Origin of the sequence: Methanocorpusculum sp. GPch4, from assembly GCF_012062385.1 — an archaeon.
Lineage (GTDB): Archaea > Halobacteriota > Methanomicrobia > Methanomicrobiales > Methanocorpusculaceae > Methanocorpusculum > Methanocorpusculum parvum.
In genome coordinates, this window is record NZ_SIJA01000050.1 from 1 (window position 1) to 22,318 (window position 22,318).

Annotated in this window: 25 protein-coding genes and 1 tRNA gene; 15 read left to right on the top strand and 11 right to left on the bottom strand. The window is 53.5% G+C overall.

Going from position 1 to position 22,318, the window contains the following annotated elements; genetic code table 11:
* The coding region (locus EYA77_RS09795; protein WP_209315004.1) for a hypothetical protein at positions 1-182 on the top strand (182 nt) is incomplete at its 5' end.
* 11 nt (positions 183-193) lie between these two features.
* On the opposite strand, the gene EYA77_RS04225 is transcribed toward EYA77_RS09795, so the two are convergent.
* A complete protein-coding gene (locus EYA77_RS04225) occupies positions 194-508 on the bottom strand; it encodes a hypothetical protein (protein ID WP_143745028.1) in 315 nt (104 codons plus the stop codon).
* Positions 509-673: 165 nt separating this feature from the next.
* Between EYA77_RS04225 and EYA77_RS04230 the strand changes: the two genes are divergently transcribed.
* On the top strand, positions 674-1,705 hold the full coding sequence (locus EYA77_RS04230; protein WP_167815972.1) for an META domain-containing protein: 1,032 nt from the start codon (positions 674-676) through the stop codon (positions 1,703-1,705).
* Positions 1,706-1,800: 95 nt separating this feature from the next.
* Here EYA77_RS04230 and speB read toward each other — a convergent pair whose 3' ends face one another.
* Together speB and EYA77_RS04240 are read right to left on the bottom strand one after the other, a co-directional pair.
* The gene (gene speB / locus EYA77_RS04235) at positions 1,801-2,661 is read right to left on the bottom strand and encodes an agmatinase (protein WP_042698887.1); all 861 of its coding nucleotides are present in this window, start codon (positions 2,659-2,661) and stop codon (positions 1,801-1,803) included.
* A gap of 21 nt (positions 2,662-2,682) precedes the next feature.
* Complete coding sequence (locus EYA77_RS04240; protein ID WP_042698885.1) at positions 2,683-3,066, bottom strand: translation initiation factor IF-5A; 384 nt, start codon at positions 3,064-3,066, stop codon at positions 2,683-2,685.
* Positions 3,067-3,169: 103 nt separating this feature from the next.
* On the opposite strand from EYA77_RS04240, the gene EYA77_RS04245 reads away from it, so the two are divergent.
* The 5 genes from EYA77_RS04245 (at position 3,170) to EYA77_RS04265 (ending at position 7,071) form a co-directional block, all read left to right on the top strand.
* Positions 3,170-3,964, top strand: a complete 795-nt coding sequence (locus tag EYA77_RS04245; RefSeq protein ID WP_042698882.1) for a bifunctional fructose-bisphosphatase/inositol-phosphate phosphatase — start codon at positions 3,170-3,172, stop codon at positions 3,962-3,964.
* Entirely contained in the window at positions 3,961-4,776 is an 816-nt protein-coding gene (locus tag EYA77_RS04250; protein ID WP_167815973.1) for an NAD(+)/NADH kinase, read from the top strand. Before EYA77_RS04245 ends, EYA77_RS04250 begins: the two co-directional genes overlap by 4 nt.
* A 35-nt stretch (positions 4,777-4,811) precedes the next feature.
* The gene (locus EYA77_RS04255) at positions 4,812-5,501 is read left to right on the top strand and encodes a DUF169 domain-containing protein (RefSeq protein ID WP_167815974.1); all 690 of its coding nucleotides are present in this window, start codon (positions 4,812-4,814) and stop codon (positions 5,499-5,501) included.
* 200 nt (positions 5,502-5,701) lie between these two features.
* Complete coding sequence (locus EYA77_RS04260) at positions 5,702-5,881, top strand: 4Fe-4S binding protein (protein WP_042698875.1); 180 nt, start codon at positions 5,702-5,704, stop codon at positions 5,879-5,881.
* Complete coding sequence (locus EYA77_RS04265) at positions 5,878-7,071, top strand: NAD(P)/FAD-dependent oxidoreductase (RefSeq protein ID WP_042698872.1); 1,194 nt, start codon at positions 5,878-5,880, stop codon at positions 7,069-7,071. The genes EYA77_RS04260 and EYA77_RS04265 overlap by 4 nt, the downstream gene beginning before the upstream one ends.
* An 8-nt stretch (positions 7,072-7,079) precedes the next feature.
* On the opposite strand, the gene EYA77_RS04270 is transcribed toward EYA77_RS04265, so the two are convergent.
* Both EYA77_RS04270 and EYA77_RS04275 read right to left on the bottom strand, forming a co-directional pair.
* Positions 7,080-7,877, bottom strand: coding sequence for a nitroreductase family protein (locus tag EYA77_RS04270; RefSeq protein ID WP_042698870.1), 798 nt, complete (start codon positions 7,875-7,877; stop codon positions 7,080-7,082).
* A gap of 37 nt (positions 7,878-7,914) precedes the next feature.
* Positions 7,915-8,934 (bottom strand): DHH family phosphoesterase, encoded by a 1,020-nt coding sequence (locus tag EYA77_RS04275; protein WP_245241180.1) that lies wholly within the window; start codon positions 8,932-8,934, stop codon positions 7,915-7,917.
* 46 nt (positions 8,935-8,980) lie between these two features.
* On the opposite strand from EYA77_RS04275, the gene EYA77_RS04280 reads away from it, so the two are divergent.
* Positions 8,981-9,053, top strand: a tRNA-Phe gene (locus tag EYA77_RS04280).
* A gap of 96 nt (positions 9,054-9,149) precedes the next feature.
* On the opposite strand, the gene EYA77_RS04285 is transcribed toward EYA77_RS04280, so the two are convergent.
* Positions 9,150-10,418 carry a proteasome-activating nucleotidase gene (locus EYA77_RS04285; RefSeq protein ID WP_167815976.1) on the bottom strand — a complete coding sequence of 423 codons (1,269 nt, stop codon included), beginning with the start codon at positions 10,416-10,418 and terminating at the stop codon, positions 9,150-9,152.
* A 183-nt stretch (positions 10,419-10,601) separates the two neighbouring features.
* Here EYA77_RS04285 and EYA77_RS04290 point away from each other — a divergent pair, with 183 nt between their 5' ends.
* The 7 genes from EYA77_RS04290 (at position 10,602) to EYA77_RS04320 (ending at position 17,935) form a co-directional block, all read left to right on the top strand.
* Positions 10,602-11,117: a multiprotein bridging factor aMBF1 gene (locus EYA77_RS04290; RefSeq protein WP_042698910.1), complete on the top strand. Its 516-nt coding sequence runs from the start codon at positions 10,602-10,604 to the stop codon at positions 11,115-11,117.
* Complete coding sequence (tpiA, locus tag EYA77_RS04295) at positions 11,117-11,782, top strand: triose-phosphate isomerase (protein ID WP_042698865.1); 666 nt, start codon at positions 11,117-11,119, stop codon at positions 11,780-11,782. The genes EYA77_RS04290 and tpiA overlap by 1 nt, the downstream gene beginning before the upstream one ends.
* Before the next feature lie 122 nt (positions 11,783-11,904).
* Positions 11,905-12,606, top strand: a complete 702-nt coding sequence (locus tag EYA77_RS04300; protein WP_167815977.1) for a M23 family metallopeptidase — start codon at positions 11,905-11,907, stop codon at positions 12,604-12,606.
* Positions 12,607-12,733: 127 nt separating this feature from the next.
* Positions 12,734-14,311 carry a hydroxylamine reductase gene (gene hcp, locus EYA77_RS04305; RefSeq protein ID WP_167815978.1) on the top strand — a complete coding sequence of 526 codons (1,578 nt, stop codon included), beginning with the start codon at positions 12,734-12,736 and terminating at the stop codon, positions 14,309-14,311.
* 29 nt (positions 14,312-14,340) lie between these two features.
* Positions 14,341-15,036 (top strand): ATP-binding protein, encoded by a 696-nt coding sequence (locus tag EYA77_RS04310; RefSeq protein WP_042698856.1) that lies wholly within the window; start codon positions 14,341-14,343, stop codon positions 15,034-15,036.
* Between the two features lie 236 nt (positions 15,037-15,272).
* Entirely contained in the window at positions 15,273-16,040 is a 768-nt protein-coding gene (locus EYA77_RS04315; protein WP_042698854.1) for an SDR family oxidoreductase, read from the top strand.
* A gap of 386 nt (positions 16,041-16,426) precedes the next feature.
* Positions 16,427-17,935 carry a hypothetical protein gene (locus EYA77_RS04320; RefSeq protein ID WP_167815979.1) on the top strand — a complete coding sequence of 503 codons (1,509 nt, stop codon included), beginning with the start codon at positions 16,427-16,429 and terminating at the stop codon, positions 17,933-17,935.
* On the opposite strand, the gene EYA77_RS04325 is transcribed toward EYA77_RS04320, so the two are convergent.
* The 5 genes from EYA77_RS04325 to EYA77_RS04345 form a co-directional block, all read right to left on the bottom strand.
* Positions 17,936-19,021, bottom strand: coding sequence for a HEAT repeat domain-containing protein (locus EYA77_RS04325; RefSeq protein ID WP_042698849.1), 1,086 nt, complete (start codon positions 19,019-19,021; stop codon positions 17,936-17,938). It abuts the gene before it with no gap.
* Between the two features lie 6 nt (positions 19,022-19,027).
* On the bottom strand, positions 19,028-19,309 hold the full coding sequence (locus tag EYA77_RS04330) for a peptidylprolyl isomerase (RefSeq protein WP_167815980.1): 282 nt from the start codon (positions 19,307-19,309) through the stop codon (positions 19,028-19,030).
* Positions 19,310-19,343: 34 nt separating this feature from the next.
* On the bottom strand, positions 19,344-19,781 hold the full coding sequence (locus EYA77_RS04335) for a ribonuclease III domain-containing protein (protein ID WP_042698844.1): 438 nt from the start codon (positions 19,779-19,781) through the stop codon (positions 19,344-19,346).
* Positions 19,778-21,001, bottom strand: a complete 1,224-nt coding sequence (mmp10, locus tag EYA77_RS04340; protein WP_167815981.1) for a methyl coenzyme M reductase-arginine methyltransferase Mmp10 — start codon at positions 20,999-21,001, stop codon at positions 19,778-19,780. Before mmp10 ends, EYA77_RS04335 begins: the two co-directional genes overlap by 4 nt.
* Positions 21,002-21,090: 89 nt before the next feature.
* On the bottom strand, positions 21,091-21,807 hold the full coding sequence (locus tag EYA77_RS04345) for a cyclopropane-fatty-acyl-phospholipid synthase family protein (RefSeq protein WP_042698837.1): 717 nt from the start codon (positions 21,805-21,807) through the stop codon (positions 21,091-21,093).
* Positions 21,808-22,318: the final 511 nt, after the last annotated feature.

Below are 22,318 nucleotides of genomic sequence, written 5' to 3' on the forward strand. Positions count from 1 at the left end.
ATGCGAATTCTCGGGAACTGGTCAACGCTGCACCCCCCTTATTCTTTTGCAATAGTTTGTTTGTGTTTTTTTTTGTGTTGAGCGCAAGCTCTCATGTTTTGGTTGTCGTCCCTTCTTCTTTCGTCTTCTATCCGGATACCCTGGGGTATCCTGCATACAAGAAGAAAGAACGGGGAAAATGAAAAAAGAGCGGTTATTTTTCGCGATGATAATACAGCTCAAAATACACATCGCAGAGTTTTCCCTCTGCAATCGTATATTTTCTAAAATCATTCCCGTCATTCAGCGTATATTCACCTTCTGCATCCCGCTCCCAGAACAGATCATACTGACGTTTGAGCGTCCCGTCACCGGAATCATACCAGAACTCCGACACCGTCCCGTCATCTGCAAACACATACGTCAGCTGAAAAAACATTCCTCCGTCGGCATACTCCTGATCTGCATGCCAGATACCTGTGATCTCATCATTTTTCGGGTCCATATAACCAAGTTGTATGCAAATCATGGCGTATTAATATTTGCGCCATTGTAGGTCCGCTGGAATGGGTTTGTTGATAATGTAAAAAAACACCAATATTTTTCAGGTTATTCGCTAGATACTCTTCAAATAACTGATAAAAAATTCGTAGTTAAAGCCAGTATTATAGGTAAGCGCGTCCAATAATAGTGTATGAAGTACACAAAACTCGTATTCGCCGTTTTGGCAGTGATCATCGCTGGCGTAATCGCAGCAGGCTGCATCGCTCCGCAAAACAGCCAGACACCTCAGGGAGAGTGGATCCTTACCGGTATAGGTTCGGACAACACGCCCGTGATCGGCATAATCTCTCTAGAAATAACGGACACCGGCATCTCCGGAAACAGCGGGGTAAATGCCTACTTCGGCTCAGTTACCTTCGGTCCTGAAAACAATCTCACCATCACCGGTCTTGGATCGACAAAAATGGCGGGACCTGCAAATCTCATGCAGCAGGAACAGAAATACTACAACACCCTCAAAGCCGTAACCGGCTGGAAGATCATCGACGGGACCCTCACTCTCACTGACAACACCGGATCCGCGCTCCTTACATTTGCCGATGCTGCAAAAAGCCCGGCCGGAACCTGGACGCTTGATTCCGATCCGTCAGTGACCCTGTCCATCCTTCCCGACGGGACCATAAACGGCCGCGCCCCGGTCAACAGCTACTTTGGGACCTACACCCTCTCAGTCAGCAATGGTCTCGCCTTCGCCGGCATCGGCTCGACCCTCATGGCAGGAGACGACCAGCGAATGCAGACTGAGTCGGCCTTCTTCACCGCGCTGAACAACGTATCCGGCTGCAAACTTGAGAACAGCACCCTCCGTCTCACCGACAGCGCAGGAGCCGTTCTCCTGACCTTCACCAAAACCCCTGCCATCGTTGGAAAATGGCTTCTTGCATCTGATCAGAATGTTACCCTGCACTTCAATGCCGACGGATCATTAGGCGGACTGGCTCCGGTCAATGTCTACGGCGGATCGTATACGGCCGCAGACAGCACCCTTTCAGTCGGTGACGACATCATCTCGACTATGATGGCGGGAACAGATGAAGAAATGCAGGCTGAATTTGCCTTCTTCGCTGCGCTCAAAGCATCAGCCGGCTACAAGATCATCGACGGAAGCCTGATCATCACCGACAAAGACGGAACAGAACTTCTGGTCCTTCTTCAGGGATAACCTCCCTCTTTTTTCAGACTGTGCAAAAATCGTGCCGCACGTCCATCTTAATCATTCAGAAAAAGAGCAAGCTGATGAAGATCAGCAGAAATGATTCAGTCGTAACGTTTCGGCGTACATGCATGTCCGGCGATAAACTCGCGGATCAGGTGCGCTGCGACCATCGCCGTTTGCCCCGCATCATTTGGGAGGACCTCTACATAATCAAAGCCGACCGCCTGTTTTGCCAGGGCGCGGATCACCTCACGCACATCACCCGGGGTAAGTCCGAATGGTTCGGGCGTTCCAAGACCCGGCGTCAAACAGCTGTCGATCGAATCTGCATCGATCGAAAGATACAAAGACTCTGTTCCGACAAGCTTTGCAACGTCAGCCAGTACAGAACCGATCCCCCTGCTTTTCACCTCATCCGCCGTAAAGACATGATACATCTCCCGTGCACGGACAAACTCCTCCCTCGATCCGCTGCGCGCTCCGATGATGATGATTTGTGAAGTAACGTCATGCACCCGCGCCGTCACGCAGTCATGATTAAACGGCGACCCGCGATACTCATCCTGCATATCAAGATGGGCATCACAGACAACATACCAGGTTGGCTGCAGAGCTCTCACCGCTCCGATCGTTACTGAATGCTCTCCGCCCATCATCACCGGGATCTTTTCATCTTTGATAAGATCCAAAACAACATCCTCCACCTGATCGACAACCAGATCCGGCAGACACTCTGCATACAGATCACCCATGTCGTGAAACGGGATATCTGGAAGTTCTATATCATAATAGGGATTGTAGGTCTCGATATTATAGGAGGCTGCACGGATCGCCGCCGGCGCATCCCGGCATCCCGGCTTATAAGATGTTGTTCCGTCAAAAGGGACGCCGAATATTCCATATGCTGCGTCAGAATATGCAGTTTCCGCATCCGCAAAAAGAGTGTTAGAAAAAGACTGCATAGATGGAATTATTGTGCAGTCTTAAAGGTCAAGCTTGCGCTTGCCAAGCGACTCGATGTAAGGAACTTCCTGAGCCGGCTGGAATGATGCCAGAACGTGTGCGTCCTCTACAATTAATTCAAAGTTATTGAAGTCTTTCATATCCATGAACGTGACAACGTTTCCTGCGATCGTCAGGATCTGTCCGGTCTTTCTCTCAACGATCGGTGCATAGACCGTCGCCGATGTCGGTGAGACGACTGAGCGTTTCTGTCCGTCGAAAAGACCGACTACATCTAAACGCGCCTTAGCTGCTCCGTGTTTTCCTGGTTTGGAGATGGAGATGCTCTGGATCTTGCATGGTTCATCGTCGACGACAACGTAACGACCTTCTTTCAGTTTTCCAACTTCAGTCTGTTCCTTCATAGTATATCTCTCTAAGTATGGGAGGTAATTGCTTATGAGTGTTACTACACCCCGTGGGCGGGCAAGTATTCATGTGGATATCCCGCCAATAGAACTAATACGTATGGATCCCGCAGAGTTTCTTTCAGTTTGCGATAAAATCGCGCCCATGGTTGAGGAAGCGCTGGCTCCCCTCATCGGGACAGAGTACGGCGCCGCAGAACTCTGCATGGGTGCGGACAACACCCCGACCGAACGTCTCGATAAAATCGCCGAAGATATCATCCTCGCTGTGTTCCGGTCACGAAAAGTCTGCAGAGCCGTCCTCTCTGAAGAAGCCGGCCTGGTCACCGACATTGGCGGAGAATCCGGTCTCGCCTATCTCGATCCGGTCGACGGCTCATTCAATGCCGGCGCGGGCATTCCCTTTTATGCGCTGTCGATCGGATTATCCGAAGGAGGGGTCATGACCGCAGGTTATGTCAGAAATCTCGCGAACAAAGAGACCTTCACGGCGATCCGCGGCAAAGGCGCCTTCCTTGACGGACGCCCGATCCGTGTTTCGAAAAAAGCCGAGCTGAACATCTCGGCAATGAGCATCTACGCACGTGCGCCGGAGATGATCTCCCTTCTCGAAAAGGGTATGCGTACCCGCCGGGGACGAAAACTCGGCGCCTCTGCGCTGGAACTCTGCTATGTCGCCTGCGGAAGGCTCGAAGGATTTTTGGATCTTCGCACAACCCTGCGGATCACCGACGCCGCCGCCGGGATGTTCATCTGCGAAGAGGCCGGAGGCATTGTTACGCAGCCTGACGGATCGCCGGTTGCGTTTCCCGATGATGTATGCGCCGGCCGCCCTCTCCTCGCGGCCAACCCGGTGATCCACGCAAAAGTGTCAGAGATACTGAGGTCAAAATGAAGATCTGTATCGTATCCCGGATAGATTATAAAGAGCCGGTCGAACTTGCCCAGTCGATCGGTTGGATGCTTCGCGACCTGGGTCACGAAGTCGTGTATGAACAGTCGGTTGCCGCCGAACTCGGCTATACGCCTGTCTCGCTGTCGGAGGATTTCTCAGCCGATCTTATCGTCGTTCTCGGCGGTGACGGCAGTGTGCTCCGGACCATCCGGATGCTGGACCGCCAGGTCCCTGTCGTCGGGATCAACCAGGGGCAGGTCGGGTTTTTAACGGATATCGAACGGGACAAAGCTGAAGAGATCCTCTCCTCCCTTTCCCTGCCGCTCCCTCTTGATCCCCGCATGCGGATATCCATAGAATACAATGGCAGATCCGTCGGATCGGCGCTCAACGAGGCGGTCATCGTGACCTCCCGGCCGGCAAAGATCCTCAAGTTTGAGGTGTTCATCAACGGAAAACAGATCGATGAGTTCCGTGCGGACGGGCTGATCATCGGGACGCCGACCGGTTCGACCGCCTATGCGATGAGTGCCGGCGGGCCGATCGTCGACTCGACGATCGAAGCGATGCTTTTAGTCCCGCTTGCTCCCTACATGCTCTCTTCGCGCCCGTACCTGATCAACTCTAAAAGCGAAGTCGAGATCCGCCTTGTCTCCGTCAAACCCGCGCTGCTGGTGATCGACGGTCAGGATCAGTATGAAATCGGTGAAAATGCCAGACTGCTCATCCGAAAATCCTCACAACCCGCTCTCTTCGTCGATGTTGGCAGAGGATTTTTTGACAAGGTCGAGCAGAAACTGCGTCTTCTATGAACGATATTAAATAATCAAATGACGTATTTTACCTCATGACAGATTATGCAAAAATCTCGGCGACCCTTAAGGAAGCCCTTCACCTTACCGGCTCGCCGGTCGCGGTAAAACTCGCATCGTCTCCTGAGCAGATCCCTGCCGGCATCCCTGAGATCGAAGAGACCGTTCGTCATTGTCGGATGGTCTCCCTCGCACGGGAAGGAAAGATCTTTTTTGCACCTGACGCCAAACATCAGTGCGGCGGGGGTGCCTGGGTCCTTGGTCTGCGTGAGATCGGTCCCTCGATGGACTCCGGCGAACACTACCTGAAACTTGGAAAGTACAGTTCGCTTGGTGCAAGCAAACGCACTGTATATACTGTTCCTGCTCTGCCGCTTTCGACTTACGCTACGGTCTATGCCCCCCTGGAAAAAGCAACCTTCGTTCCGGATGTCGTGATCATCTTCGCCAATCCGTTTGCCATGCTGAAACTTGCCCAGTCTACGCTTTTCCGGCTTGGCGGAAGGCTCTACCCTGAGTTTGCCGGCATCCAGTCGATCTGCTCGGATGCGACCGCCTATGTGTATCAGAACGGCGAACCGAACTTCTCTCTCGGGTGTGACGGTTCACGCAAATTCTCCGGCATCTCCGACGAAGAGATGGTCGCCGGTCTCCCGGCCGAGCGGCTGGAAGAGTTGGCTGAAGCCGTTTTGAAGGTCACGACCGCCCCGGGTTCGAAAAAATAACTCCCCTTTTTTTACCACAAGCCGGTGATCCATCCGTAGATCCCGTACACGACACAGCCGATCGCCACGATCATCAGCACGATGTACATCAGACTTGGTCTTGTCCTTTCATCCGCATCCATACAACCATGTTGTTTGTCTGACGATATAAGGCTCCCGCAGAGCAAACTATTAAACGGCTGAAACAAATTATTAAGACGATGATTCATATTCGACGAGATGTCTGCGGATACTGCGGAGCCTGTGTTTCCGTCTGTCCGAGAGGGGCCCTCGAACTCATCGATGCCTATCTGACCGTTGACGAGACCCTCTGTAAAAGCAAATGTAAGATTTGTTCTACGGTCTGCCCGCTTGGGGCGATCGTACTGGAGGAACAATGAAGGAAGCATACGATGTTTTGGTTGTCGGCGGAGGTCCTGGGGGAGCTCTCGCTGCAAAGGCCGCTGCCGAGCAGGGTCTTTCCGTTCTCCTCGTCGAAAAACGCCCGGCGATCGGGGCCCCCGTCCGCTGTGCGGAGGGTATCGGCAAGGAAGCGCTGGCAGAGTTCATCGATCCCGATCCGAAATGGATCGCTGCTGATCTCGACAAGGCGGTTTTGATCGGACCTGACGGAACGAAGTTCACCATCGGCGGCGAACATGCCGGAGGAAAAGTCGGCTACGTTCTTGACCGGAAGGTTTTCGATCGTGAACTGGTCTGGCAGGCCGCCGAGGCAGGCGCCGAGATCCAGGTACACGCTCGTGCGTCCGCTCCGATCATGATCAACGGCAAGGTCTCCGGCGCTGTTATCCATCAGCATGGAAAAACCTATGAAGTCCGTGCCAAAGTCGTTATTGCGGCCGATGGTGTCGAGTCGAAGTTTGCCAAATGGGCGGGGATCAACACGACCGTTCCGCTTGCCGAGCTTGAGACCTGCGCCCAGTACATCGTGAACGATATCGACATAGACGAACGGGCAAATCTGTTCTACTTCTCATATACGGACGCACCCTGGGGTTACATCTGGGTTTTCCCGAAGGGTCACCGGTGTGCGAATGTCGGTATCGGCATTGCCGGAACGAAATCCGGCGAAGGGCACCGTGCGAAGGATTATCTCGACCGGTTCATTGCCCGTGAGTTCCCGAACGGAAAGATCACCGAGCTGATCGTAGGCGGCGTCTCCGTCTGCAAACCGCTGGAATGCACGGTCGCCGACAATCTGCTCATCGTCGGCGATGCCGCCCGTTTATCCGATCCGATCACCGGCGGAGGTATCTACAATGCGATGTACACCGGAAGGCTTGCGGGCGAAGTCGCCGCATCCGCGCTGAAAAAGGGGGATACCTCGAAAAAAGCGCTGATGGTGTATGACGAGACCTGGCGAAACGGCCACCTTGGTCATGCCCTTGCAAGAAACTATGCGGTAAAAGAGGCGTTCATCAAAATGGATGATGCGAAGTTCAACTCGATCGTCCATTCGATGACGGATCTTTCTCTTGATGAGATCACGGTCAAATCACTGGTGATTGCAATATTCAAGGCAAACCCCTGGCTCGCTCTTGAGCTGCCGCGGTTGCTTCTCACCCTCTAAATCTTTTTTTATGTCCAGATGATGTCAGGCATCTCCCGCAGCGGGATGTTTTTGAATGTGTATTTTGGGTGACCGGCAAGGAGTGCGAACTGCGCTTTGCAGGTGTCAGGAATGCCGAGGGTTTTTGTAAGCTGCGGGAATGCGCCCAGAAGGATCATGACAAATCCTGCCCAGCAGGTCCCGAGCCCGATCGACGGGGCATAGATATCAGCATAGGTGAGGGAGATGATGCTGTCGACAAGACCCAGGTCTTCTTTAGGATCGGCAGCTGCGATGAGAAGCGCGGGGGCGTTTCTGCAGACAACATCGTTTCCTGCATCCAGTTTCCGCAGAAGTCCGGATGCGAGCCCGTACATGCGGTGTTCCTTTGGAACCGTTCTGAGGAGTTCGGCGGCTGCGGAGACGAATGCCTTTACTTTTTCCGGGTCATTGACGACGATCCAGATGACGGGATGTGCATTACATCCTGACGGCGCATGGGCGGTTATCGCGATGAGTTCTTCGCATTCGTCGTCTGATACGGGCGTGTCTTTCCAGCGGCGGATAGACCGGCGGCTTTTGAGATGGCGGGCAAGGATCTTTTGGTCGGCGAAACCAGCCGGTTCGGTTTCCAGATCGATATGCATGGCGCCGGTCGGGCAGACGGCTATGCAGTGTCCGCAGGATATGCAGTCAGGTCCGGGATGGACGACCGGGGAGGCGTCTGCATCCTGCCGGATAATGTTGTTTGGGCAGATGTCAGTGCACGATCCGCAGGTGGTGCAGATCCCGTAGTTTATCATAATATGGCCGGAAAGGTTGGTCATATGCTAGTATTGGACTGCGGATAAAAAAAGTGTGCGGTCAGAGGTTTTCTGCCGCGGCGATGAAAGGTTTGGCGCCGGTGACCCTTCTGAAGAGTTTGAGCATCCACTTCTCTTTCCAGGTGTAGTTGAAGCTTCCTCCGGATGCATTCGGGTGCCCTCCTCCGCCGAACTGTCTGGCTATGAGGTGGCTGATCTCCGGAACACTGCGGAGAGAGAACTTTCCATTGTCGAAGACAAGAAGTTCGATGTCGGTTTTCAGCTGCCTGCGTGCTTCTGCTGAGGTCTCGCTTGGGTAGCCGTAGGCCGGCATAACGGCGATCGTGTATTTTCCCCGGTATATTTTCGCGGCTCTGATGCTTTTTTTCATACACTTGTTTTTGTCGTGCTCGATTTTCTCAAAGATGCGGGAGACTTCTTCGTCGATGATGATTCCTTTCGCGAGTTTGTCCCGGATGAGTCTGAGGTTTTCCTGTTTGGAGGTGACAATGCCGAGTTTTGCGGATCTTGGGTCCTGGTGTTTCCAGAGGTCGTAGTCACATACAACGCCGGCAACTTCGCGTGCGCTTTGATTGTCTTTGGCAAAGACCGAGGCAACGACGCCGGTGGCACATTTTGTCGTGTCTACGATGAGGGTCTGGACAAACGGTATGACCTTGTGTTTTTCCGCCTCGGTCCATTTGTGGTGGTCGTACCACTGGATGATCCAGCCTGCTGCGTGGGCTTTTCGTATCTGGTCTTCGACGCCGTTTTGATAACCGAGATCGCTGATGATGAGGGTGTCTCCTTTCCCGTTGCATCCGCCAACCTGCGCGAGAAACCAGCCGAACCGCCCGACGGATGAGAAGAGGGTGAGGATCTCGTCGCCGAATGTCATCCGGCAGACCGCATCCGATCCTGCGGCGTCCAAGTCGTTATGGGTCAGGTGGACGATATGTGTGGTTCGTCCGACGATTTTTTCCTGAAGGGTCTGTTTATTGGTTCCGTTTTTTGTATTGGCGCTCTTGACCATTGTGTAGTAGTGGGTTTTTGGAATGGATAAGGTGTTTGAGAGATGCAATCAGATTATTATAAATAGTTATTATGCTAACATTAGTTACGCAAGAGCCTTTATAGCTCAGTCGGGAGAGCGCCAGACTGAAGATCTGGTTGTCGCCGGTTCAATTCCGGCTGAAGGCATGCTATTGTCCTTTTTTTTAAATTGTGATCACCGCTATTTATGTGATTTGTTGATCGTCGATAATTTCGCGCAAGTTCTATTAAAAAAAGTAAAAATTATGAATACATCCCGTCGGGGATCGGCGTGAGCTTTGCGTTCCTTCCCTGTTTCACCGCCGTTATCGCCTGAACAAAATCCTCTCCGGAGATCTTTGTCCTCCCTGCCCGGACGGCGTTCATACCTGCCTCAACACAGATGGCCATAAGCTCAGATCCGTTCATATTCTCCGTCTCCTTCGCGATCTTCTCCAGTGAAACGGTCCTGTTCAGATGCATCTTTTTTGTGTGGATAGCAAGGATCATTCTCCGTCCCTCCTCATCCGGAAGCGGGAACTCAATGATCCGGTCGAATCTTCCCGGGCGGAGCAGCGCCTGATCCAGAATATCCATCCGGTTCGTCGCCGCGATGATCTTCACATTTCCCCGGGTATTGAACCCGTCAAGTTCGGATAACAGCTGCATCAGTGTCCGGTTCACCTCATGATCCCCGGCTGAATACGCCTCATTGCTGCGTGAGGAACCGATCGCGTCGATCTCATCGATGAATATGATCGCCGGCGCCTTTTCCCGTGCAAGGGCAAACAGCTCTCTGACGAGCCGCGCCCCCTCTCCGATATACTTCTGCACGAGTTCGGACCCCACGACCCGGATGAATGCGGCGTTCGTCTCATGAGAAACCGCTTTTGCGAGCAGCGTCTTTCCCGTACCCGGCGGACCCACAAGCAGGACCCCTTTCGGCGGCTCGATGCCCACCTTTTCAAACAGCTCCGGTTTCAGGAGCGGGAGTTCCACCGCTTCCCGGAGAAGAATCTTCTGCCGGTCGAGTCCGCCGATATCCTCGTAGTTCACCTCAGGCGCCCTCTCCACCTCCATACCCGAGATCATCGTATCATATTTGTTCGGCAGCACCTCTACAAGAACAAACGACTGGGGATGCAGAGCGCACTGTCTTCCCGGAACAAGCTCCGCTGAATTGACTGTCTCGCTCACTTTCGAAAGAAACTGCGGGCCTGTCGTGCTTCGAACGATGACCCGCTCACCGGATGCGAGCGCCTCAATCGTTCCGATCACCAGCGGAGGAGTGCGATATTGTTCCAGCTCGCCTTTGAGTTTTTTTGCCTCGCGTTTATACTGATCCCTTTCCGATTCCACAGCTGCCGACTGCAGTCTGAGCTGCCGGACCGTCTCACGCAGCTCGTAGTTGCGTCCCTCGAGGGCAATATTGGTCTTTCTGAGTTGTGCAAGCTCCTCTGATGAAATAACCGGTTCTACCGAGATGGTCGGCTTGATCACATCCGGGTCGTCATCCTGCCCTGGTTCAGTCATGGTATTACCCTATGTTTGGTATATCTGATGAATTGAGTAAAGTATCTTTCGGAATGCCGTATCTGGTGTTTTGAGGAAAATGCTGAAAAATCATCTGACTGCGGACCCTTCGGCTGTCCACTGATTGCCGGATAGGAAAAGGGTTAATGTATGCGAGGGAAAATATAGATGAGCGAGTATATCATGCAGACAGAATATTGTGAGTTATGCGGGGCAGCAATGACAAAGAAAGGCAAACTGGTGCAGATCGAGGGGGCTAAACCCATGAGGGTTTGTGATAAGTGCGCCAAACTCGGTACCGAGGTCCAGGCTCCCCGTGCTCCGGTCCAGTCGTTCGGCCGCCCGACGGTCGTGACGAAGACCCCCTCAAAGGGAAGTCAGCAGCAGGCGAACCGCAAGCGGGATATGTTCGATTTCATCGAGGGCGATATCGTTGAGGATTATCCTCAGAAGATCGCAGCCGCCCGCCTGGCAAAGGGTTTTTCCCAGAAGGATCTTGCGTTTGTTTTGAAGATGCAGGAGGGAGATATCAAGAAGTTCGAACGCGGCGACCGTGCGCCGACCGAGGCGGAACGAAAGAAGCTTGAGAAGGAACTTGACATCGTGCTTCTGGATACGGCAGATGATGATGATAAACTGCAAAAGGGCGGGGTCGCGTCGACAACGCTCGGAGATGTTCTGCAGGTGAAGAGGAAATAATGTCGTCGCCGCTTATTCTTGTGAACTTCAAGTCATATCGTGAAGGGGCGGGCAATTCGGCAGGGCAGATCGGTTCTGCCGCGGAGCTCGTTATGCAGGAGTCAGGGGTCACGATCGGGGTCGCTCCGCAGTTTGTGGAGCTGCACCCGTTCTGCAGGCATTACGAGATCCCGGTGTATGCTCAGCACATCGATGCGGTGGAAGGGGCATTCACCGGCAGGATCCCTGCATTCACCGTGCGGGCGGCGGGCTGCGTGGGTTCGCTGATCAATCACTCGGAACGCCGGCTGACGATCGCGGAGATCGAGGCATGCGTGGAGGCGGCGAAGTTCAATCATCTGGAGTCGGTGGTCTGCACGAATAATGTGGGAGTTTCCGCGGCGGCGGCGGCGTTTTCGCCGACATATGTCGCGGTCGAGCCGCCGGAGCTGATCGGATCAGGAATCTCGGTCACAAAGGCGAATCCGGATATCATCAGAAACTCGGTCGCTGCAGTGAAACGGATCAGCCCGGAGGTGAAGGTCCTCTGCGGTGCAGGCATCCAGTCGGGTGAGTGCGTGAAGACCGCGGTCGATCTTGGAGCGGACGGTGTTCTGCTGGCTTCAAGCGTGGTGAAGGCAAAGGATCCGGAGGCCGTGCTCCGCGATCTGGTGTCTCTGCTGTAAAATACTCTGATCTTCTTTTTTTCGGTCTGATTTTATCCCCGGGTAAATGATTAAGGGGATTGGGCGGTCAACAATAATTATGATGAAATGACTGCAGGAATACTCCTCTGCGGAGAGATCAGATGAACACTGCGGATAAGCCGATCATCGCGGCGTTTCCTTTGCGGGGAGAATGGCTCTCTCCAAACACGCCCGGGACAAAAATACCGAGTCACGGCACAGACCGGTTTGGAACACGCTACGCGTATGACTTTATTCAGGTGAACTGGACGCGAAAGGGCCGCCCTGCCTATCGCGTGAGTTTCCTGCACTATCTTCTCTTCGGGGTCCCGTTAAAGGAGTATTACTGCTGGGGCCAAAACGTGTATGCGCCGTGCGGCGGTATCGTTCTCCGGGCAGAGGACGGCTGCGAAGAACGGCCGCGCACGCATTTTCTCTCGGACCTTGTCAACGCATACAAAAATGCGCATTATTTCGATCCGGCAAAGGACGATGTACAACAGGTTGCGGGCAACTACATCATTCTGCAGTGCGGCAAAAATGTCTACGCTGCGCTCGTCCATCTTCAAAAAGGATCGATCTCCGTTACTCCTGGACAGAAGATCAGCAAAGGGGATCTGCTTGGAAGAGTAGGTCACTCCGGCAATTCGTTTGCTCCCCATCTGCATTTTCAGCTTATGGACAGCAGCGACATAGCGACGGCAAACGGCATTCCGTGTGCTTTTGAAAAGTATGAGGTCTGTCAAAACGGCGTATGGACCCCGGTTTCTAACAGTATTCCGACAAATAAAGACAAAATCAGGGCGTCTCCGCAATCATTCTGATCAGGATGCTCCCCCTCTTTTCTGCCGTTTTCACGGCCTCTCCGAAGTATGTTTTTGGAAACTCTTTATTATTAATATGTCTGTCGATAATACACTTAGTATACAAAAGATAGCGAGGTAAAAAAACATGTATTGTCAGCAATGTCAGGAATCAAAAATCCCCGCCTGCTCCCTTGGGGGCGTATGCGGAAAAAGCAAAACGACCGCCGCATATCAGGACGCCGTCCTCTATGCCCTCTCGGGACTTGCCTACCGGCTTGAAGCCGCAGGAAAAACCGTCGACCCGTTCGCTGCAGAAGTTCTCTTCGCAACGCTCACCAACGTCAGTTTCGACAACGCCCGCTTTTCTGTCTATCTCGAACGGATCATAGCCCAGAGAGACAGACTCCCCAAAGTCGCTGGCGAACCTGCCGAGTGCTCCTGGAATCCCTCCTCCGAAGAAGACATCATAAGCGCAAAAGAGATCTCCCTTGACGCAATCGAAAATGCAGACATCCGCTCTCTGTATTCTCTGCTTCTCTTCGGACTCAAAGGTCTTGCAGCCTACTACTCCCATGCAGTCGTCCTTGGAAAAACCGACGACACCATTCTTTCGTTCATCACCAAAGGTCTTGCCTCCCGGTCAAAACCGCTCTCGGCGGATGAAAGGACCGCGCTTGTTCTCGAATGCGGAAAGGTCGGCGTCACCTGCCTTGCCCTTTTGGACACGGCAAACCACGCATACGGCGTCCCTGAGATCACCAAAGTCAACACGACGCCGGCAAACCGCCCGGGGATCTTAGTTACTGGTCACGACTTAAAAGACCTCAAAGACCTCCTGCAGGCAACGCAGAATGCAGGCATCGACATCTACACCCACGGCGAAATGCTTCCGGCGCATGCCTATCCCGCATTAAAAAAGTATCCGCACCTCAAAGGAAACTACGGAACCTCCTGGGCCAACCAGAGAGCGGAGATGGCGAAATTCAACGGCCCGATCCTGTTTACGACCAACTGTCTTGTGCCGCCCGGACCGGAGTATAAACACCTCGTGTTCACAACCGGCGCCGTCGGCTTCCCCGGATGTCACCACATCCCCGACTCGCCGAACGGAAAGGACTTCTCGCTCCTGATCGATCTTGCCCGCAGAGCTGCTCCGCCTACCGATCTGCACACGCCGGAACTTCTTACCGGCTGTGCCCACGAGGCGGTACTTTCGCTCGCCGGCAAAGTGATCGAACTCATCAACACCGGAAAGATCAGACGGTTTGTAGTAATGGCAGGCTGCGACGGCAGAGATCCGGCACGAAGCTACTACACAGAATTTGCCAAAGCTCTCCCGAAAGACACCGTTATCTTAACTGCGGGATGCGCAAAATACCGGTACAACGCCCTTGACCTCGGCGACATCGACGGGATCCCCAGAGTTCTCGATGCAGGACAGTGCAATGATTCCTACAGTCTTGTGGTCATCGCCCTTGCCCTTGCTGATGCCTTCAAATGCGGCGTAAACGAACTGCCGATCTCCTACAACATCGCCTGGTATGAACAAAAGGCGGTCCTTGTGCTGCTCGCTCTCCTCTCGCTCGGCGTCAAAGACATCATGCTCGGTCCCTCCCTCCCGACCTTCGTTACACCGGCCGTTTTAGATGTCCTCGTCAAGACGTTTGGTCTGCAGCCTTCAACGACCGTTGATGCCGACTTACAAACCCTTAAGTGTGTGTAACCACACACTTCCCTATTTGGAACAGGATCATGCTGAGAAAAATCATCAGAATCGACGAAGAAAAATGCAATGGATGCGGAGAATGTGCCAAGGCCTGTCATGAAGGCGCCATCCAGATGGTGGACGGCAAGGCAAAGCTCGTTTTCGAGAACTACTGTGATGGTCTTGGCGACTGTCTTCCCGTCTGTCCGACGGACGCGATCTCGTTTGAAGAACGGGAAGCCCCGGCATATAACGAAGCTGCCGTGAAAGAGGCAAAAATGAACGCACCCGCTCCCCTTCCCTGCGGATGTCCCGGGACCGAATCGAAGGTCATCAAACGCGAGCAAACCTGCAATGTCGACGCCCCCTCTCCACAGTCCAGCCAGCTCTCTCACTGGCCTGTGCAGATCAAACTTGTTCCGGTCAATGCCCCGTATTTTGACGGCGCACATCTGCTGATCGCGGCGGATTGTACTGCCTATGCGTACGGGAATTTCCATAATGAGTTTATCCGGAACAAGACGGTGATCGTCGGCTGCCCGAAACTGGATGCGGTCGATTATACCGAAAAGCTGACGGCGATCATCAAGAATAATGATATCCAAAGCATGACCGTTGTCAGAATGGAGGTCCCGTGCTGCGGAGGTCTCGAAGCAGCTGCCAAGAATGCTCTCAAAGCCAGCGGGAAGTTTATTCCCTGGCAGATCGTGACCATCTCAACGGACGGCAGGATCATTTCGTGAACCGGAAACGAACCTGGTTCAAGTAATTTTTCACGCTCCTCCTAAACGCAGTGAAGCAGACGGATCTCTCCGGTCTGCAGCCTTTTTTTCGTCGCTTTTGAAAGTCACCAGCCTTTTGGATGTCTGATTTATCACACAAACCTTTATCTTTGTATAAACGAATGGGGAAATCAGTCCAAGATTGTGCTGAATGACCGAGTATTTGCATGAGAGCGCTGAGGACTGAGGTTACAAAAATGAGCACATTATTTGATTTAACCGGCAAAGTGGCCGCCGTTACCGGCGCCTCTTCAGGTCTTGGTCTGCAGATGGCAAAAGCGCTTGCCCGTCAGGGAGCCGATGTGGCGCTTCTTGCGCGAAGGATCGAAAAATTACACGAGGCAAAAGCTGAGATCGAGAAAATTGGAGTGCGCTGCCTCCCGGTCCAGTGTGATGTTTTAGATAATGCGCAGATCACTGCGGCTGTTAAAACCATCAAGGATCATTACGGAAAGATCGACATCCTCGTAAATAATGCCGGCATCGGGCTGTTTGCCCCTGCCGAAGAGACCCCTGACGAACTCTGGAACAAAATGGTCGATATGAACCTCAGCAGTGTGTTCTTTGTCGCCCGCGAGTTCGGCAAAGAGATGGTCCGAAATAAGTACGGCAAGATCATCAACACGGGATCGATCCACAGCAGTGTGGCGATGTCGGGTCTGCCGCTCAGCGCCTACTGTTCGACCAAAGGCGCGGTCCTGATGATGACCAAGGCGCTCGCAAACGAATGGGCAAAGTACAATATCACGGTCAATGCGATAGGTCCGGCCTACTTCCCAAGTGAAATGACCGATGCGGTCATAAGCGACCCGGCGTTTCAGGAGGTCGTCAAAACCTACTGCCCTATGCAGAGAACAGGAAGAGAGGGCGAGCTCGACGGTGCTGTCGTCTACTTCGCATCGGATGCATCCAGCTATACTACCGGGCAGCTTCTGTCAATTGACGGCGGCTGGACCGCGATCTAGGTTTGGATCCGGGCGTCCTTACCCATCCTATTTTTTTGCTGAAAAGTTGTGATAAGAGGGAATAATGTGGCTGCGGGCGTGAGGCGGGACCTTGTGGTCCCTTTGTTGAGGCGGGTTGGATGCGGAACGCGGCCGACCTCAGCTGAGCAAACCGATGGTTTGCGGCCAAGCCGATAGACTTGCGAGTAAATCTTTGATTTGCGGCCAGCGACCCGCACGCAAAAAGCAGCCGGCCAAACACCCCGGGAAAGATCCGGGAGTACCGTAAAATGCTTATAACAACCCCTCTAAATTGTTAGTCAATGATACCCTCCTCGTCACTCTCGGAATTTTTCGCAGGTCTACGCAGCATTGGACTGTTCACACGTCTGTTTTCCTGGAAAAAGGTGATACGCCGCGGTGACGACGCATATGCCCGGTATCAGGCCGAAGAAAACGAGGCGGGGAGACGATACCGGGAGATCGAGATCCGGCTCGATCAGCTATCCGGCGAGCTGCAGAGGGAGAGAGGAAAAAACGCATCCCTTGAAGCCTTGCGGGACGCAGAGAGAAAATCCTCTCAGGATACAAGGGACAGATTCGAGGTGACCGCACGGGAACTTGAGATCACCAGAGGAAAACTCTTCGGCCTTGAACGGGCACGTGACGAACAGAGCCTCGCCGAAACCGAGCGCAGACAGGAAGAGAGGGCGAGATACCTAAGCCTGGAATCAGCCTATGCAGAACTCGCCGAACAGCTCAGCCTTGCCAAAGGAAAGATCGCCGCAGTCGAAGGCGCCCGCGAAGAACAGGCCCTCGCCGAAACCGAGCGCAGACAGGAAGAGATGGCGAGATACCGGAGCCTGGAATCAGCCTATGCAGAACTCGCCGAACAGTTCAGCCTCGCCAAAGGAAAAATCGCAGCCCTCGAAAGCCTGAGAGACGAACAGCTGTCCGCCGAAGCCTCCCGGAGAAAAGAAGAAGCCCAAAAATATCAGGAACTCAAGGAAAACCTTGACGAGGTCACCCGCGACCTGATTACGGCAAAAGAGCAGCTCTCCGGTCACGAAAGCGTCCGCGAGGAGCAGGCCGCCGAATACAACCGCAAAATCGAGCGGATCAACACCCTTTACGACCAGCTCAAAAGCGACCGGGAAACGCTCGCAAACGAACAGATGAATCTCCTCGTGAAAAAACAGGAGGAACTTGCCGTCTCCTGGCAGAAACATGAAACCGAAGTTGCCGAAAGCATCCGAACGATCTGCAGAAAGCATGACTTTGTATGGTGCGAGAAGTGCGAATATCCCCACCAGGGAACGCCCGACAATGTTGTGCTGATCGGAAAGATGTACACCATCTTCGACGCAAAAAGCCCGAAAAACCCGGAAGAACTCGAAAACTTCCCGACGTATCTGAAGAATCAGGCCGAAGCGATGAAAAAATACTGCAAACACGACGACGTCAGAAAAGAAGTCTTCCTCGTGGTCCCCTCAAGCACGCTTGATGTTCTGACGACCTACCAGTACGATCTCGCGGAGTATGTCGTCTACGTCATCACGCCTGAATCCCTCATCCCCATCCTCCAGACGCTGCGGCAGATCGAAAACTACGAATTCACCGACACGATGAGTCCCGAAGATCAGGACAAACTCTGCCGGTTCATCGGCAAACTTTCCCATGCGACCAAACGCAAGATCCAGATCGACACCTACTTCTCCCGGGAACTCATCGATGCCTTACGGGGCATCGACATGATCCCGCAAGACTTCGCCGCCGAGATCGGCAAATACGAACAGAAAGCCAAACTCAACCCGCCGATGGAAAAACGCGTCAAAATGATCGAGATCGAAGACGTGGAAAACGAAGTCAGAAGAATGGAAACCGAGATCGCCGTGAGAACGGCGGTCGGCGAATGATCATTTTTTCCGCTCTGCAGTCATCAGAGCGTTTTTGATTATCCCGGCAAGTATCGGATTATTTGTATGCGATGCCTCTTTGAGCGCCTCGATCACCGGCTCACCGCCGATACTGCCAAGAGACGCCGCCGCTGCGGCGCGGATCCCTGGTTTGGGGTCGGCAAGACAGGAGATCAGCGCCGGAACCACGTCAGGCCTGTCTGAACTGCCGAGAGCGGATGCGGCCGCACGGCGGACACCCGGGACCGGATCGGCAAGCAGCGGAAGAAGGGTATCTTCCAGCCTGAGCTTTTGTTTGCGGATCGTCTCCGCAGCAGCCGATCTCACCGAGGGGTCAGGGTCGCCGCATAATTCCGTGAGAACAGGAACCTCCGCGGTCACCGAGGCAAGGGCGCGGCGGACATAGGGCGAAGGATCGGCCGTAAGGCTGCCCGGAGTCAGGGCGTCCAGAACATACACGCCTGCCGCGCGGATATCCTCGCGTTCATCGGCAAGCGAAGCAAAAACCGCGGAAAGCTCATCTTCGATGAGCTGTCTGCCCCGCAGACCGGAGAGTGCCGCCAGCCTGATCGCGGGAAGATCGTTCAGCGCTGAGACTAGTGTTGGAACGACCGCCTGATCATGATAGACCCCAAGCGACATGACCGCGATCTCGCGGATATCAGATTCCGGCGACGAAGCCGCAGAGATCAGCGCGGGGATCGCGGCAGGGACACGGAACTGGCCAAGCGCCTGGACCGAGGCATACTGCGTCGTCATATCGTTTGAGGAGATCGCCGCAACCAGCGTATCGACTGCCGGCTGTCCGCCCTCCATAAAGAGCATGAGCGCGGCTTCCCTGACCCCGAGATCCTCATCTGCGAGATAGGAAAGATACTGCGCATACTCAAGCTCGGCAGAATAATTTCGCAGCGCCCAGAGCATAACGCGCCGGGTCAGCGGGTCGTTCTTTTTCAGGGCGGCCAAAATAAACTGAAGGGATGCAGGATCGTGCAGGGCACAGATCTTATTGGCTGCCTCCTCCTGCCTTGCGGTATCATCACTCCTGATAGCGGCGATAAGCTCGTCAAAGGCAGTTTTTTTCATAGAAACTCAGTTCTTAACGTCGGTCACTTTGATGAGATGCCAGCCGAACTGGGTTTTGACCGGGCCCAGGACATCGCCTGCTTTAGCCTTGAAACATGCTTCTTCGAAGGGTTTGACCATCTGGCCTTTGCCAAAGTAGCCGAGATCCCCACCGGCGTTGCCTGACGGACACTGCGAGTAGAGTTTCGCGAGTTTTGCGAAATCATCACCGGCTTTGATCTTCTGCATGATCTCTTTTGCTTCAGCTTCAGTCTTTACTAAAATGTGGGATGCTTTTACCCGTACCATACTTCTATCATATCGTGTTCACGGCCAATAAGCTCTATGGTTTCCAAACGTGATCAAGGATTGATCGGGAAGCTTCCACGCCGCCGTCCAGATAGGCGGCCCCCATCAGCGCTTCGAAGCATTCGGCTGAAACACGGCCGCTTGTCCATATCTGCATGCGGAGTTCGCCTTTGCCCCATTTCATATATGCAGGCAGGCCGATATCCTCGGCCAGCCGGCGGACGACGCTCATATTCACCAGGTCGATCTTTTTTCTGGTGATCTCGCCTTTGTCAAACTCTCCGTCCCCGATAAGCCGGCAGATCACGATCAGATCAAGGACCGCGTCTCCAAGGACCGCGAGCGAGTCCATGGTATCATGCATGGAAAGCTCATTTTCCCGGGCATACGCGGTTCGCGTGAGGGCATGGGTGAGCAGGTCGACGTTTTTAAACGTGTAGCCGATCTTTGCATACAGGTCAGAGTAGTTCATGCCGATCTCCCGTATTGATTGATGAGCTGGATCAGCTGGGTGAATCCTTCCATTTCCATGGTCAGAACCCCGGTCAGATCCATACCCATACTGGTTTCTCCGTCGGCCGAGAGGGTCTCGGGACCGCGGATAACTCTGCGGTCGAGAAGAAGCTCGGCCTCGGGGTCGTGGACGAATGCCCGGCCGGGGATGATGACCGTTTCTTCAAGGGTTTCCGGGTCCAGTTTTTTCAGATCGTCGATCGTGATGAGGCAGGAGATCTCCTTCTCCACAGGAACGACCATGCCTTCCGGCGCTCCGCATGCGCCGAGTATCTCTCTGATGTACGGGGCGGCGATACTCCCGGTGATGACCGAAACGCGGCCGGTGACCCGGGGAAGGTGGGCGAGGAGCTCAGGCTCGTTTCGGATCGCAAACGGCGAGTCAAAGGCAGGATCATACAGAGGGGTCGCGGATAACCGCAGAGCCGGGAACTTTGCCGCTGCTTCGCTGACGATATCCCGGAACTCTTCCATGGTATGGACCCGCTGGTTTTCGATGACGGGGGCGTTGTCGAGGATGAGCCCCTGGTCTTCCCGGTTGGCAAATCTCATCAGAATGACGCCTTTGACGCCGATCTTTTCGAGCCAGGCAAGCGTGGTCCGGAGAACTTCCCCGTCGTTGACGTCGGGAAGAATGACGAGAGCCGCGTATACGTCGATTTTTGCCGCCAGCCGTTCGATGACTTCAAGGGAGGCTTCGGGGGTCGGATCATGCATGTATTTTTCCCGAAGGGCGGGGTCGCTCGCAAAAATCGTGAAGGAGATCTCCTTCATATTATTTTCGATCATGAAGTCGGCGATGTCCGGCGTGTCGAATCCTTTTCCGCTGGTGTAGCCGATGTGGAGAGGGACATTGAGGGATCCCAGGATCTCGATAAGCGGGGTGAACTCAGGGTAGCAGCTCGGGTCACCTCCTCCCGATATGGTGATCTTGGTTATATCGCCGGAGATCATCTGGAGATCGGCAAGGAAGTGATCGGCCACGTCTTTGAGCGAGTAAAAGCCGGCGTACTCTTCTTTTACGCCTTTGGCACAATACTCGCAGCCTTTTTTGAACGGCATGCAGTATCTGCAGCCGAAGGGAGGTACATCTTTTGCATGCTTAAAGTAGCAGTAAGAGCAAAATCCCCGGCAGTCTTTGCCGGGTTTTCCTCCTATATCGATCGTAAGATGTACCATGTTCTCTACATATATTGGTTTCCTGGAATATGAAACCACTCAGTTGACGGATCAGGTCAGGTTCTGTTCGGCTCTGATGTGTGTTTTGGTTATTTTCTTTGGAGAAGGATGGCGATGAAGTTCATGTACTTGCCGCCTCCCGCCTCCATGGTTTTGCGATCGCCTTTGGCGTATTCATTATCGGTGGCAAGCCAGTCGTTCCAGACTTCTTCGTTGCTTTCCATTTCATGGATGGAAATGATCTCGGCTTCGTCTGCGGCACGTATTATGTCTTCCCAGTATGCGGCGTCGTGGATGTAGTCGAGTTGTTCGGGTGTCCAGGAGAGGAGGAGCTCGGGCGGAAGATCGTCGTGACAGTCTTTTTTCATACCTGGTACGGCGATGCAGATGTATCCTCCGTGTTTGACGAACGGGAGGAGATGCTCTCCCAGATACGCTTTGTCTCTGCCGAAGTAGTTGTAGGCATCTATGCAGATGACGGCGTCGAAGAGTTCGTGCGGGAAAGGAAGCGCGGTCGCGTCCGCATGGATGGGGAGGATGGTTTCGGCAGTCAGGCCCATCTGTTCGAAGAACCGCATGTTTTCGGCAGGGTCGCTCCAGAGATCTGCGGCGATCACACGGACGCCGTATTCTTTTGCGAGGAAGACTGAGGTGACGCCCTGCCCGCTGCCGAGGTCCATGACAAGGGATCCTTTTTTGAGGCCGATGTCTTTGAGGAGTTCTTCTGTGAGTTTTACGGGGTTTGGCCCCATGATTTTTTGTCTGATCGTTTCTGTGTCGTAGTTTTTGCTTTTGCTATAGTTCATGTCTGTTCACCAATGGTTTTTTTGCTGCGTCGGTATGAAAGCCTGCGCTGCTGACATCATGTTGTGTGAACTGAAGATCTGTGGGGGTTTAAGGGCGCAGAACCGGGTATGCACAGATCTTCTTCGACACGCTCTCCAATTCACCGCAGTATTGTATTGTCATGAAATTCGCCTAGGTGAAATATATTCGTCGTGCTATTATTTGAGAATTTGCTGGATCCGGTCAGGCGGATCAGGGAGCTTTGCCAATCTGGCTGGCCGGGGATGAAGGAAGGGGACTTGCCGAAAAGAGCGAGTAGTTGTCAAACGGGTTGTCAAGTGTCTGCGGGCGTATTTTGGCAATCGAAGCAATATTCTCAGTTTGATTTTGGTATTTGTCAATTTGCCCCATTTGACAAAGGTGTGGAAAGAGGGAGGAACGGATGGTCAGGTTTGCCGGGAGAGAGACACTGCGGGCCTTTCTCTCTCTTTTGCGTAAAATAGTAAAATATAATAATTATTATTATAATTA

Coding starts and splice junctions, on each gene's coding strand:
- EYA77_RS04285 (WP_167815976.1), bottom strand. CDS start 10,418: ATGACTGAACCAGGGCAGGATGACGACCCGGATGTGATCAAGCCGACC.
- mmp10 (WP_167815981.1), bottom strand. CDS start 21,001: ATGGTACATCTTACGATCGATATAGGAGGAAAACCCGGCAAAGACTGC.
- tpiA (WP_042698865.1), top strand. CDS start 11,117: ATGTCGTCGCCGCTTATTCTTGTGAACTTCAAGTCATATCGTGAAGGG.
- EYA77_RS04300 (WP_167815977.1), top strand. CDS start 11,905: ATGAACACTGCGGATAAGCCGATCATCGCGGCGTTTCCTTTGCGGGGA.
- EYA77_RS04225 (WP_143745028.1), bottom strand. CDS start 508: ATGATTTGCATACAACTTGGTTATATGGACCCGAAAAATGATGAGATC.
- EYA77_RS04250 (WP_167815973.1), top strand. CDS start 3,961: ATGAAGATCTGTATCGTATCCCGGATAGATTATAAAGAGCCGGTCGAA.
- speB (WP_042698887.1), bottom strand. CDS start 2,661: ATGCAGTCTTTTTCTAACACTCTTTTTGCGGATGCGGAAACTGCATAT.
- EYA77_RS04325 (WP_042698849.1), bottom strand. CDS start 19,021: ATGAAAAAAACTGCCTTTGACGAGCTTATCGCCGCTATCAGGAGTGAT.
- EYA77_RS04315 (WP_042698854.1), top strand. CDS start 15,273: ATGAGCACATTATTTGATTTAACCGGCAAAGTGGCCGCCGTTACCGGC.
- EYA77_RS04255 (WP_167815974.1), top strand. CDS start 4,812: ATGACAGATTATGCAAAAATCTCGGCGACCCTTAAGGAAGCCCTTCAC.
- EYA77_RS04260 (WP_042698875.1), top strand. CDS start 5,702: ATGATTCATATTCGACGAGATGTCTGCGGATACTGCGGAGCCTGTGTT.
- EYA77_RS04265 (WP_042698872.1), top strand. CDS start 5,878: ATGAAGGAAGCATACGATGTTTTGGTTGTCGGCGGAGGTCCTGGGGGA.
- EYA77_RS04240 (WP_042698885.1), bottom strand. CDS start 3,066: ATGAAGGAACAGACTGAAGTTGGAAAACTGAAAGAAGGTCGTTACGTT.
- hcp (WP_167815978.1), top strand. CDS start 12,734: ATGTATTGTCAGCAATGTCAGGAATCAAAAATCCCCGCCTGCTCCCTT.
- EYA77_RS04270 (WP_042698870.1), bottom strand. CDS start 7,877: ATGACCAACCTTTCCGGCCATATTATGATAAACTACGGGATCTGCACC.
- EYA77_RS04330 (WP_167815980.1), bottom strand. CDS start 19,309: ATGGTACGGGTAAAAGCATCCCACATTTTAGTAAAGACTGAAGCTGAA.
- EYA77_RS04245 (WP_042698882.1), top strand. CDS start 3,170: ATGGATCCCGCAGAGTTTCTTTCAGTTTGCGATAAAATCGCGCCCATG.
- EYA77_RS04230 (WP_167815972.1), top strand. CDS start 674: ATGAAGTACACAAAACTCGTATTCGCCGTTTTGGCAGTGATCATCGCT.
- EYA77_RS04310 (WP_042698856.1), top strand. CDS start 14,341: ATGCTGAGAAAAATCATCAGAATCGACGAAGAAAAATGCAATGGATGC.
- EYA77_RS04290 (WP_042698910.1), top strand. CDS start 10,602: ATGCAGACAGAATATTGTGAGTTATGCGGGGCAGCAATGACAAAGAAA.
- EYA77_RS04335 (WP_042698844.1), bottom strand. CDS start 19,781: ATGAACTACTCTGACCTGTATGCAAAGATCGGCTACACGTTTAAAAAC.
- EYA77_RS04345 (WP_042698837.1), bottom strand. CDS start 21,807: ATGAACTATAGCAAAAGCAAAAACTACGACACAGAAACGATCAGACAA.